This window comes from Methylopila sp. Yamaguchi, from assembly GCF_002897035.1.
GTDB lineage: Bacteria > Pseudomonadota > Alphaproteobacteria > Rhizobiales > Methylopilaceae > Methylopila.
The window spans coordinates 59,626-71,362 of record NZ_BAUX01000014.1; the positions used below are offsets into that span (position 1 = coordinate 59,626).

Below are 11,737 nucleotides of genomic sequence, written 5' to 3' on the forward strand. Positions count from 1 at the left end.
GCTTTTTTAGATAGAGTGGCGGCGATGAAGACGCCCCTCGACCGCCGCCTGACCCCCGCCCGTCCCGACGTCGCCGCCGCCCATCTCAAGGGCCGCGTGGAGGCGCTCCGCTTCGTGGAGGGCGACCGCCGGCGCGTCGCCGTCGGCCATGCCGGCCTCCGCCGCGCGCCCAACCCGCTCGCGAGCCTCGAGACCGAGGCGCTGTTCGGCGAGGAGGTGGTGGTCTACGACGAGCTCGAGGGCTGGGCCTGGGTGCAGCTCGCGCTCGACGGGTATGTCGGCTACATGCCCGCCGCCGCGCTGTCGGCGGATCTCGGTCCTGGCGCCACCCACCGCGTGGCCGCCCTTCGGACGCTGTTGTTCCCCGAACCCTCGATCAAGACGCCGCCCGCCGATGCGCTCTCCATGGGCGCCAAGGTGAGCGTCGCCGACCTCGACGGCCGCTTCGCGGTGCTCGACACCGGCGCCTACGCCATCGCAGCCCATCTTGCGCCGGTCGACGTCTTCGAGAGCGATCCCGCCGCCGTTGCGGAGCGCTTCGTCGGCGCCCCCTACCTCTGGGGCGGCCGCACCAGCCTCGGGCTCGACTGCTCGGGCCTCGTGCAAATCTCGCTCGCCGCCTGCGGGATCGCGGCGCCGCGCGACGCCGACATGCAGGAGGGCGCGTTAGGCGAGGCGGTGGCGTTGAGCGACGTCCGCCGCAATGACCTCCTGTTCTGGAAAGGCCACGTCGCGTTGGTCCGGGACAAGGACACGATCGTGCACGCCAACGGCCACGCGATGGCGGTGACTCTGGAGCCGCTGCAGGCCGCCATCGCGCGCATTGCGGCGGGAGGCGATCCTGTCACCAGCATTAAGCGGATTTGATCGCTTTGACCGAACGTTCTGACGCAACCAATGCGTTGGATTGATTGAAAGCGGAGTGAGATCGTCCTGCGTCCGCGCAGGGAGATCGCTTTGGCCCACGTCAGTGTCGCTGTTCCACATGGGCGTTCGCCGGTTGCGACTCTCGCGCCGGGCTTGGCGCTCGCGGGGCTGGTCGCCGCCGCCGCCTATGGCGTGAGGCTCGCGCCGGGGCTCGGGTCGTTCAGCCCGATGATCCTCGCCCTCGGCCTCGGGGTCGTGGTCCGCGCCGCACTGGGGCCTTTGCCCGACCTCCGCCCTGGGGTCGTCTTTGCGATGCGTCGCGTGTTGCGCTTCGCGATCGTGCTGCTCGGCCTGCAGCTCACCGTCGGCCAGGTGGCCGAGGTCGGCGCCGGCGGCGTCGCGATCATCGCCGCCTCGCTCGGGGCGACCTTTCTCGCCACCATCGCGCTCGGCCGGATGCTCGGCGTCGACGCCCGGCTCACGCAACTGATCGCCGCGGGAACCTCGATCTGCGGAGCGTCGGCCATTCTGGCCGCAAACACGGCCGTGCGCGGACGTGACGAGGACGTCGCCTACGCTGTCGCCTGCGTGACGGTGTTCGGCTCGATCGCCATGTTCGCCTATCCCCATCTTGCGAGCCCCCTCGGCCTCGACGCCCATGCCTACGGACTGTGGTCCGGCACCTCGATCCATGAGATCGCGCAGGTCGTTGCCGCCGCCTTCCAGCAGGGCTCGGAAGCCGGCGAGTTCGGCGTGGTGGCGAAGCTCGCCCGCGTGATGATGCTGGCGCCCGTCGTGGCGGCGCTGGGGGTCTACATGGCGCGCAGCGGCGACCCCGGGGCGCGCGCGCCGTTCCCGTGGTTCGTGCTCGGCTTCGTCGCGCTGGTCGCGCTCAACAGCCTCGTCGCTCTTCCCGCCGTCCCCAAGACCTTCGCCATCGAAGCGACGCCGGCGCTGCTTGCGGTCGCGCTCGCCGCCATGGGGCTCGAGACCGACCTGGTCAAACTGCGCGAGCAGGGACTGCGGCCCTTGCTTTTGGGGCTCGCCTCGTTCCTCTTCATCGCGAGCTTCAGCCTGGCGTTGGTCAAGCTGACGACCTGAACCCCCCGGACGCGCATGACGCTGGAGCAGCTTCGGATCTTCGTCGCCGTCGCCGAACGCGAGCACGTCACGAAGGCCGCGGAGGCGCTCCACCTCACCCAGTCGGCGGCGAGCGCGGCGGTGTCGGCGCTCGAGACGCGGTACGGCGCCAAGCTGTTCGACCGGGTCGGCCGGCGCATCGCCCTCACCGAAGCCGGCCGCCTGTTCCTGGCGGAGGCGAGGGCGGTGCTCGCCCGGGCGGCGGCCGCCGAAACAGTGCTGGCCGATCTTGCGGGCCTCAAGCGCGGTCGGCTCGCGCTGGGGGCGAGCCAGACGGTGGCGAGTTACTGGCTGCCGCCCCTGATGCAACGCTTCCGGACCGCCTATCCCGGCGTCGCGCTGACGCTCGCCATCGGCAACACCGAGACGATCGCCGCCCTGGTGCGCGACGGCGCCGCCGACGTCGGCGTGGTCGAGGGAGCGGTTGACGACCGCACCCTGTCGATCGCGCCGGTGGCGAAGGACGACCTCGCCCTGGTGGTCGGCCGCGCGCATCCCTGGAGCGACGGAAGGCGCGTCGGCCGCGCCGATCTCGCCGCCGCGCGCTGGGTGCTGCGCGAACCGGGCTCCGGCACGCGCGCGATCCTCGAGCAGGCGCTCGCTTCCGCCGGACTTTCGCTTGGCGACCGGGAGATCGCGCTTGAGCTCCCCTCCAACGAGGCCTGCCGCGCCGCGGTCGAGGCCGGCGCAGGCGCGACCGTGCTGTCGACGTTGGTGGCCGCCCCGTCGCTGGCGTCCGGCGCGCTCGTCGCCGTGCCTTATCCGCTGCCCAGCCGCTCGTTCTTCGCGCTTCGCCGCGTCGAGCGTTATGAGACGCAGGCGGAGCGCGCCTTCCTGGCGTTGCTCGCCGGTCCCGGGGGCGCCGCGTCGTGAACAGCCTGCTGGCCTCGTGGATCTGGGCTGTGTTCGCGGCGGGGGGAAACTGATCGTGCCCCCGAACCGGGCAAGCAGATGGGCGCGCTCCGCGGTCTCCGCGCCGATCGCCGTCGCCGTGCTGACCTACCGCGCGCTCGACCGGCTGCTCGGCCCGCTGGTGCGGCCGGTCCTCCGCGGGCTTGGGCGGCTCGCGCTTCTCCAGCGCCTGGGGCGGGCGATCGCGGAAGCGCCGCCCTACGTCGTGCTGGCGCTACTCGCCGTGCCGTTCCTGCTGATCGAACCGCTGAAGGCGCTGTCGCTCTACTGGATGGCGGTCGGCCACCCCTGGGAGGGCGGCGCGGCCCTGGCGGCCTGTCACCTGCTCAGCATCCTCACCTCCGAGCGGGTCCTGCATCTCGGCAAGCCGAAGCTGATGACGATCCCATGGTTCGCAACCGGCTACATCTTCGTCGCCGACGTCCGCGACCGCGCGCTCGCCTGGCTGCATGGGAGCCGGGCGTGGCGCCTCGGCGTCGCGGCGGCGGACCGCGCCAGGGCGGTCGCGCGGCGCTGGTTCCGCGCGTAAGCCCTCAGCGCACCGCGATCAGCGACTTCGTCAGACCCGCGACCCGTTCCTTCACGATGGTCGAGTCCGGGAACAGCGCGGCCATGGACGGCGCGTTCAGCAGGATCGCGTCCTGCAGGATGGCGTTGGCTTCGTCGGCGTTCGCGGCCTTCGGGTAGAAGCCGCAGGCCTTGGCCTGCACGATCAGGGCGCGCCACGGCCGCGGCAGCCAGTGGATGAACGGCGTGCGGAAATGCGGCTCCAGCGGGAACCAGTAGTTCGGCGTCTGGATAAAATGCCGCGGCGCCACGCGTCGCGTCTCAGCCGCCATGCGCTTCTGGTTCGACCACTGCCCGACGTGCTCGATCACCGAATTCGAGTAGGCGAGATCGAAGCTGTTGTCCGCGTGCTCCTTCAGGTTGCAGGCGTCGCCCGCGAGGCTGGTGAAATGCGGGTCCGTCACGCTTTCCGCTTCCAGGTTCACCAGTGTTACATGGAGAGGTCTTCCTCCCCAAATATCCGACAAAGCGTTCCAATGATCAAATCGACCGCCGACGTCGATAATATTGCAGCGACCTTTTTGCTTTATTATCTCGTCGATTATCACTACAAGTTGCCCGAACCGCTTCATACGAAAACGGTTGCGGTATACGCTTTGGTCGTCGGTCCCTAGAAACATGTCGATTCGACGCCTTTTGGAGTGACGGTCGGCTGCAAGCCAGCGACGATGACACTGTACAGACACCCGCCCGCCGTTTCCGCACCGCACGCTCCGTATGGCAAAAAAAATCGATATCTTGGGGCTGAAAGTGCTGGCCGCGACGCGCGCCGAAGCGGTCGCGGCTATGGATCGCGCGGTCGCCGCTCCCGAGCCGGCGTTGATCTGCTTTCTCAACGCCCACATCTCGAACATCGCGTCGCGGAATCCGGGCCTGACGGCCGCGCTCGATCGCAGCCTGCTGCTCAACGACGGCGTCGGCGTCGACCTGGCGGCGAAATGGATCCACGGCGAACCGTTTCCTGAGAATCTCAACGGAACCGATATGACGCCGCGGTTCCTGGCGGAGACGGAGCACCGGCTGAAGGTGTTCCTGCTGGGCGCCCGTCCCGCGGTGGCGGAACTTGCGCAGATCGCATTCCGGAAGATCGCGCCGAGACACGACTACGTCGGCGCCCGCGGCGGTTACTTTCCGGACGAGCGGGGCGATGAGGTGGCGGCCGAGGTGCGCGCGTCCGGCGCGGACCTGGTCATCGTCTGCATGGGAGCGCCGCGGCAGGAGATCTGGACCGCCGCGCATCTCGAGGCGATGGGCTGCAAGGCCGCGATCTGCGCCGGGGCGCTGTTCGACTTCATGTCGCACGGCAAGCGCCGCGCGCCGGCCTTCGTTCGGAAGTACCGGTTCGAATGGCTGTGGCGGCTGATGCTCGAGCCCCGCCGGCTGTTCAAGCGCTACGTGCTCGGCAACCCGCTGTTCGTCATGCGGGTGATCCGCGCGCGGCTCGGCCGCGGGCGAGGCTGAAGAGGTCGAACCGCAGGGCGATCGCGCCGACCGCCGCGGCGAACAGCGCGGTCTTCGCGGCGAGCGCCGCGACCGGCTGCAGGCTCCAGCCGTCGATCGCGAGCGCCGCGAGCGTGACGCCAAGCGCCGCCGCCGGCATCACGGCGAGCGCGGTGAGGTCCACGGGCAGCTTCCGCAGGCGACGACCGAGGAGCGCCGCGGCGAGCGTCGCGACCCCATGCGCGATCATCAGGGCGATGGCGCCGCCGATCGCGCCCTGCGACGGCACGAGCGCCAGGGCGATCGCCGCCGAGGTCGCGACGAACACGGCGGCGATGATGAACTCGAGCAGGGCTGCTTTCGCGAAGAAGATGACCTGCGAGAAGTAGAAGTTCTTCAGCGTCATGAAGCAGAAGGCGACGGCGAAGTACGGGATGATCTCGTAGCCGCGTTGGGCGAAGGGCTCGCCGAGGGCGAGGCGCGCAAGGTCATGGCCGAAGACCACGAAGAAGGCGGCCCCAAAGGTCGCGGCGGCGAGGCAGGCCTGGAAGGCGCGGCGCATGACCGCGTCCGACTCGGCCTCATGGCCTTCGTCCGCGAGTTGTTTGCCGACGGTGATGAGCGCGAGCGCGATGGATTCGCCGACCACCATGAAACTCTGCCGCATGAGGTCGGCGATGACGCCGTAGGGGCCGAGCGTCGCGTCGCCGGCGAAATAGGAGATCATCAGCCGGTCGACGGTCTGGCCGACCGCCATCACGCCGAACGAGAGGATGAGCGGCCAGCCGTAGCGCGCGAGAGTCGCCGCGGCGTCCCGGGCGGCGGGCGCTCCGACGAAATGCTTGACCGCAAGGGCGCTCGGAACGGCGGCGATCAGGTGCGCGAACGCGATCGCGATCGAAAGCGAAATCGCGGTCGGCTCGAGCGTCAGCGCGACGGAGCCGAGCACGAGCGAGAACACAGCGCGGAAGATCATGGACAGAGCGACGGCCCGCGCCGCCAGCCGCGTGCGGGCGACTTCAACCAACGCCTCGTACACGGTCATGCCGAAGAACAGGCCGAACAGCGCGGCGGCGAACTCAGGCGTCATGCCGCCCAAGGCCGCCGCGAGGCCGAGACCGAGGGCGACGAGGAGGGTGGCCGCGCCCACAAGCCGGGCGTAGGAGGCCACGATCGTCTCCGCCTGCGCGGCGCGGTAGACGCCGAAATACGCGAACTTCATCCACTGCGTCGCGAAGCCGTAGACGATGATCGCCCAGGCGAACGTCAGCACGTAGACGCCGTACTCCGCCGGGCTGACGAGCCGGGTGAACAGCGCGACGGACACGAGGTTGCCGGCGGCGGAGACGACGCGCGAGCCGAAATAGAGGACGAGGTTCGAATCCTTCACGAAACGCCTTTCTGGCCGTCGCGGCAGGGCGACCTTAACGTGCGAACGTTAGGAAGAGGTTCGACGGTCCGCCGCCCGCCACGAGGTTCCGCCGCATGAGAGTTCTGCAGATCCTCCACACCGACGAGCTCGGCGGCGTGAAGACGCTGGCCGACATGATCGCGGAGGATCTCGGCCGGCGCGGCGTCACGGTCGACACTGTGCTGCTGTTCGACCGACCGGATCTTGGCAAGGCCGAAAAGATCAAGGCCGCAATCGCGATGGCGCGCCGGCTTGCCCGCGACGACCACGACGCCATCTTCACCTATCAGGCGACGGCATGCATCCTTGCGGGGCTGTTCGGTCGGAAGCTTCGCATCGTTCACCAGACCTGCACGCCCGGCGAGACACAAGCTCTGGTGCGTCTGGCGGACCGCTTGGTCGGGACGGCGGGCCGCTATTCGGTCAACGTGGCGAACACGGCGTTCACGCTGCAAGAGTTCAAAAGCTACCCCGCGGGATACCGCAGGGACATGCGGCTGATCGAGCACGGGCTCGACGCGCCGCGGGCTCTCTCCGGCCGCGAGGCGGCCCGCCGCCGCTTCGGCCTTCCCGAAGGAGCGCCGCTTATTCTGAACGTCGGACGGATGACCGCGCAAAAGAACCAATCGGTGCTGATCGAAGCGCTGCCGGCGGTTCCGGGCGCGACGCTTGCGATCGCCGGCCACGGCGGAGACGCTGAGATGCTGACGGCGCTCGCCCAACGCTATGGCGTCGCCGACCGCCTGCGCCTCCTCGGCGGAGTCGCCCCGGCGGATGTGGCCGATCTCTACGCGGCGACCGACCTCTTCGCCTTCCCCTCGGTCTGGGAGACCTTCGGGCTCGCGGCCGTCGAGGCGGCGATGTCGGGCGCGCCGATCGTCGCCTCCGACATTCCGGTGCTGCGCGAAGTCCTGGCCTCGAAGGAGCCCGCGCCGCCGGTGGCCTTTGCGCCGCCGCATGACGTCGCCGCCTGGCGTCTGGCGCTGGCCCGCGCCCTGGACGACTCGCCCTCGGCCGACCGCCGCGCCGCCTTCGCCGACGAAGTCTCTCGACGCTACGCCCGGGAGCGCATGAGCGCCCAGTACATGGAGCTTCTGGACGGGCGGGATCTCCCGGCGCCGCCATGGTGATCCGCGTCCTCGCACTCGTCGTCGCCGTGCTCGCGCTGGCGGCGGTCCCGGCGCGGGCCGAGCCCTTGTTCGCCAAGGGAGCCGGGCTTCCCGACATCTATCTGTTCCCGCGAGTGGTGGACGGGGCTTACGCCGCCGAGCCTTACCCGGACCCCGATGGCGGCGCGACCGCCTACCGGACCTCGACCTTCGCCGCGATGGGCTTCGACCACGTCCGGCTCACGATCGACCTTGGTCCTTTCCTCGACGATCCCGCCTCGGCCCGCTGGACGACCTTCCGCGATCCCTTCCTCGCGCTGGTCGATCGTTTCCGGCGGGAGAAGCTCGGCGTCATCGTCACGCTGACCGCGCCGGGCCTGAACGGCCAGATCCCGGAAGACCAGCTCGACGGGCTCGAAGGCCCGCGGTTCAAGCGCTACACGGAGATCGTCGGCCGCGTCGCCCGGATCCTCAGGAACCGGCGGGGGCAGATCGCGATCGAGGCGATGAACGAGCCGCAGCAGGCCTGCGCGGCCGAAGGCAAGGTCGACTGGACCGCCTACCAGGAGCGCCTCGTCGCGCGGATCCGGACGGAGGCCCCTGACCTGTTGCTGTTCGTCACCGGCGGATGCTGGTCCAAGATCGAGGGATTGGGCGGCGTGAGCGACGCGCTGCTCGCCGACCCCAAGACTCTCGTCAGCGTGCACTTCTACGAGCCGTTCCTGTTTACGCACCAGGGCAGCGGCTGGACTCTGCCGATCATGCCGCTGATCGCCGGGCTGCCGTTTCCGGCCGCTCCCGAGCGGCTCGACGTCCTGCTCGCCCGAGCGGTCGAACGCGGCGCCGGCCGGACCGCGCTTACCCTCGAGGCCCAGGCGGCGATCCGCTACTACTTCGTCGAGAAGTGGGACGCGACGAAGGTGCGCATGCAGTTCGACGCGTTGGAACGCTGGCGGCGAGCGCGCAACATTCCGGCCGAGCGCATCGTGTTGACGGAGTTCGGCGCCGCAAAAGCGGACGGCCTCCCCGACGATGTCGCGTCGCGGGCCGCCTGGCTCGAGGCCGTGACCCGCGCCGTCGAAACGCGGGGCTGGGGGTGGACGCTGTGGGTGCCGAGCCGCGGCCCCTACGGCCTAGACGACGGGCAGGGCGGTTACGACCCGCGCTTCCTCAATGCGCTACGGCTGACGGCCCCCTAGAGCGCTCCCTCGCCGAAGGCGGGCGTGACCTGCTACTCCGCAGCGCGCTTGGCGATCCGGAACTCGTGCGCGGGGTAGACGCCGAGGATCTTCAGCTCGGTCGAGAAGAAGGCGAGCTCCTCCAGAGCCCGGGCGAGCGCTGGATCGTCGGGATGGCCCTCGACGTCGGCGTAGAACTGGGTGGCCGTGAAGGCGCCGTCGAGCTGATAGCTCTCGAGCTTCGTCATGTTGACGCCGTTGGTCGCGAAGCCGCCGAGCGCCTTATAGAGCGCGGCCGGAATGTTGCGCACGCGGAACACGAAGGTCGTGACGGTGAGGTCGCCGCCCCGCGGCGCGGGCTGCGCCTCCGGCGCGAGCACGACGAAGCGCGTCGTGTTGTTGGCCTCGTCCTCCACGTCCTCGGCCAGCACGTCGAGATCGTAGATCTCGGCCGCAAGCCGCGAGGAGAGCGCCGCCCGAGTGGGATCCCCGGCCTCGGCGATCTCCCGGGCGGAGCCCGCCGTGTCCGCGCCGACCACCGCTTCGAGCTTCAGCGAGCGGATCAGTTTCCGGCACTGGCCGAGCGCCTGGACGTGGCTCTGGACGCTCTTCAGCGTGCCGAGCGTCGCGCCGCGCACGCCCACCAACTGGTGGTGGATCGGCATGAAAAACTCGCCGACGATGTGCAGACCCGCGTTCGGCATCAGGTGATGGATGTCGGTCACCCGACCGTTGGCGGAGTTCTCGATCGGGATCATGCCGAGCGCCGCCTCGCCCGAGGCGATCGCGGCGAGCGCGTCCTCGAAGGTGCGGCAGGGCAGAGCGTCCATCTCCGGATAAGCCTCGGCCGCCGCCATGTGCGAGTTGGCGCCCGGCTCGCCTTGGTAGGCGATGCGGCCTTCGCGGGCGATGACGGGATTGGGGGTCACGACGGAACGCCCTCCGCGGCGTGGATCAGCAGCGTGCGGGCGCGCTCGAGATCCTCCGACGTGTCGACGCCGAGCGGCACGGTGTCGACCTTGACCGCGTCGATGCGCATGCCGGCCTCGAGCGCGCGGAGCTGCTCCAGCTTCTCCCGCGTCTCCAGCGGCGAGGGGGGCAGCTTCACGAAGCGTTCCAGCGCCGTCCTGCGGTACGCGTAGAGGCCGATGTGGTGGTAGAGCGGCCCGGGACCGGTCGGCGCGGTGGCGCGGGTGAAGTAGAGGCAGCGGAAGCGACCGGGCGCGATCTCCGCGCCCACCATCTTCACCACGCTCGGCGCGTTCTTTTCCTCGTCGCGCACGATCTCCGCCACGAGGGTCGTAATGTCGACCTCGGGGTCCTGCAGCGGCAGCAGGCTGGCGCGCACGACCGCGGGATCGAGCGTCGGCAGGTCGCCCTGCACGTTCACGATTACGTCGAAATCCCGGTCCGGATCGACCACCCCCAAGGCCTCGTGAATACGGTCCGAACCGGAGGCGTGGTCGGCCCGGGTCATCGCCGCCTGGCCGCCCGCGGCCACGATCACGTCGCGCACCTCCTCGGAGTCGGTGGCCACCACGACGGGGCCGACGCCGGCCTCCACCGCGCGTCGCCACACGTGGAGAATCATGGGTTCGCCGTGGATGTCGGCGAGCGGCTTGTTGGGCAGGCGGGTGGCGGCGAGGCGGGCCGGGACGAGGACCAGCGGACGCGGGTGGTTTCGAAGGGTCGGCATCGGAAAATGTTCGGCGCTCGGACGGCGGAATGGCCGCTAAAGGCCCTTGCGGGCCGCGAATAATGATGGCGGCGGCGTGATAGCCGAGTTGCAGCGGTTCCGCAAAAGCGGGTAGCGTCCTCCCGCCTCGACATGCTGAACGGCGTGGTTTCTCCGCGCGTTGACGCAGGTTTCTGGAAATGGCCAAAAAACGGCGCGGAGCGAAGCCGCCGCCGATCGCGGAGGAAAGATGGACTCGTTCGAGCTGAACAAGATCGCCGGCGCCGTGCTCGGCGCCTTGACCGTGACGCTGACGCTCAACGCGGTGGCGGGCCTTGTCTTTGGCCAGCACGAACCCGAGAAGCCGGGCTACGAAGTGGCGGCGCTGGACGAATCCGGTGGCGGCGGCGGCGGGGCTGCGGCCGCGGCTCCGATTGAGGCCAGGCTCGCGAAGGCCGATCCGGCCAAGGGCGAAGCCGCCGCGAAGAAGTGCGGCGCCTGCCACTCGTTCGAGAAGGGCGGCCCGGCCAAGGCTGGTCCGAACCTTTACGGCATTGTGGGCTTGAAGCATGCCCACATGCAGGGCTTCGGCTACTCCGCGGCGATGAAGGCCACGACCGACAAGACCTGGGACTTTGCGAACCTCGACCACTGGGTCGAGAACCCGAAGGGCTACATTCCCGGCACCTCGATGGCCTTCGCGGGCATCAAGAGCCCAGAGGAACGGGCGAACCTGCTCGCCTACCTCAACAAGAATTCTGACAGCCCGCAGCCGCTTCCGGCGGCGCCCGCGGAAGGCGAAAAGCCCGCGGCCGCGGGCGGCGACAAGGGCGCGGCGGCGCCGGCCGGCGGCGGCGACTTCAAGGCGCTGGTCGCGGCGGCCGACGTGAAGAAGGGCGAGCAGGTCGCGAAGAAGTGCGGCGCCTGTCACTCCTTCGACAAGGGCGGCCCGGCCAAGGCCGGCCCGAACCTTTACGGCATCGTCGGGCTGAAGCACGCGCACATGGAGGGCTTCGGCTACTCCGCCGCGATGAAGGCGACGTCGGACAAGGTGTGGGACGTCGAAAACTTGAGCCACTGGCTCGAAAATCCGAAGGCCTACGTTCCGGGCACGTCGATGGCCTTTGCGGGCATCAAGAGCCCCGAGGAGCGCGCGGCTCTGATCGCCTACCTCAACAAGAATTCCGACGCGCCGGTCGATCTTGGCGCGGCGGGCGGGGGCGACGCCAAGCCCGCGGCTCCGGCCGAAGCCGCTCCGGCGCCGCAGGGAGGCCCCGCGCCCGGCCAGCCGGGCTCAACCCCTCCGGCTGAGCAGCCGAAGTGACCCTCTGGGGCTGACGCCTCTCGAAAAGGCCGGGCTCGCGCCCGGCCTTTTTCATGTCCGCGGGCCTCCGTCACGTCCTCATGATCGCGCGCGGCCTTGACGCTCGCCTTTAAG

Annotated in this window: 12 protein-coding genes; 8 read left to right on the top strand and 4 right to left on the bottom strand. The window is 69.6% G+C overall.

All coding sequences use genetic code 11. The annotated features are described in order from the left end of the window. The first annotated feature begins 24 nt into the window (after nucleotides 1–24). The 4 genes from METY_RS15790 to METY_RS15805 all read left to right on the top strand — a co-directional run bounded on the left by METY_RS15790 (nucleotide 25) and on the right by METY_RS15805 (nucleotide 3,448). Nucleotides 25–867 (top strand): C40 family peptidase, encoded by an 843-nt coding sequence (locus METY_RS15790; protein ID WP_103122348.1) that lies wholly within the window; start codon nucleotides 25–27, stop codon nucleotides 865–867. 90 nt (nucleotides 868–957) lie between these two features. Then, on the top strand, nucleotides 958–1,968 hold the full coding sequence (locus tag METY_RS15795; RefSeq protein ID WP_103122349.1) for a YeiH family protein: 1,011 nt from the start codon (nucleotides 958–960) through the stop codon (nucleotides 1,966–1,968). A 15-nt stretch (nucleotides 1,969–1,983) separates the two neighbouring features. Continuing rightward, a complete protein-coding gene (locus METY_RS15800; RefSeq protein WP_103122350.1) occupies nucleotides 1,984–2,880 on the top strand; it encodes a LysR family transcriptional regulator in 897 nt (298 codons plus the stop codon). Nucleotides 2,881–2,935: 55 nt separating this feature from the next. After that, complete coding sequence (locus METY_RS15805; protein WP_103122351.1) at nucleotides 2,936–3,448, top strand: hypothetical protein; 513 nt, start codon at nucleotides 2,936–2,938, stop codon at nucleotides 3,446–3,448. 4 nt (nucleotides 3,449–3,452) lie between these two features. Here METY_RS15805 and METY_RS15810 read toward each other — a convergent pair whose 3' ends face one another. Then, nucleotides 3,453–3,890: a class I SAM-dependent methyltransferase gene (locus METY_RS15810; protein WP_244593691.1), complete on the bottom strand. Its 438-nt coding sequence runs from the start codon at nucleotides 3,888–3,890 to the stop codon at nucleotides 3,453–3,455. Nucleotides 3,891–4,224: 334 nt separating this feature from the next. On the opposite strand from METY_RS15810, the gene METY_RS15815 reads away from it, so the two are divergent. Next, nucleotides 4,225–4,947: a WecB/TagA/CpsF family glycosyltransferase gene (locus METY_RS15815; RefSeq protein ID WP_160147370.1), complete on the top strand. Its 723-nt coding sequence runs from the start codon at nucleotides 4,225–4,227 to the stop codon at nucleotides 4,945–4,947. On the opposite strand, the gene METY_RS15820 is transcribed toward METY_RS15815, so the two are convergent. After that, nucleotides 4,904–6,316, bottom strand: a complete 1,413-nt coding sequence (locus METY_RS15820) for a lipopolysaccharide biosynthesis protein (RefSeq protein ID WP_103122353.1) — start codon at nucleotides 6,314–6,316, stop codon at nucleotides 4,904–4,906. The two genes, METY_RS15815 and METY_RS15820, sit on opposite strands and share 44 nt — an antisense overlap. A gap of 95 nt (nucleotides 6,317–6,411) precedes the next feature. Here METY_RS15820 and METY_RS15825 point away from each other — a divergent pair, with 95 nt between their 5' ends. Then, complete coding sequence (locus METY_RS15825) at nucleotides 6,412–7,467, top strand: glycosyltransferase family 4 protein (protein WP_103122354.1); 1,056 nt, start codon at nucleotides 6,412–6,414, stop codon at nucleotides 7,465–7,467. After that, nucleotides 7,461–8,645: a glycoside hydrolase family 5 protein gene (locus METY_RS15830; RefSeq protein WP_103122355.1), complete on the top strand. Its 1,185-nt coding sequence runs from the start codon at nucleotides 7,461–7,463 to the stop codon at nucleotides 8,643–8,645. Before METY_RS15825 ends, METY_RS15830 begins: the two co-directional genes overlap by 7 nt. 32 nt (nucleotides 8,646–8,677) lie before the next feature. On the opposite strand, the gene METY_RS15835 is transcribed toward METY_RS15830, so the two are convergent. After that, a complete protein-coding gene (locus METY_RS15835; protein ID WP_103122356.1) occupies nucleotides 8,678–9,553 on the bottom strand; it encodes a prephenate dehydratase in 876 nt (291 codons plus the stop codon). Then, nucleotides 9,550–10,320, bottom strand: a complete 771-nt coding sequence (locus tag METY_RS15840) for a 3-deoxy-manno-octulosonate cytidylyltransferase (protein WP_103122357.1) — start codon at nucleotides 10,318–10,320, stop codon at nucleotides 9,550–9,552. Before METY_RS15840 ends, METY_RS15835 begins: the two co-directional genes overlap by 4 nt. Before the next feature lie 229 nt (nucleotides 10,321–10,549). Between METY_RS15840 and METY_RS15845 the strand changes: the two genes are divergently transcribed. Continuing rightward, nucleotides 10,550–11,623, top strand: a complete 1,074-nt coding sequence (locus METY_RS15845; RefSeq protein WP_103122358.1) for a c-type cytochrome — start codon at nucleotides 10,550–10,552, stop codon at nucleotides 11,621–11,623. Nucleotides 11,624–11,737 lie beyond the last annotated feature (114 nt).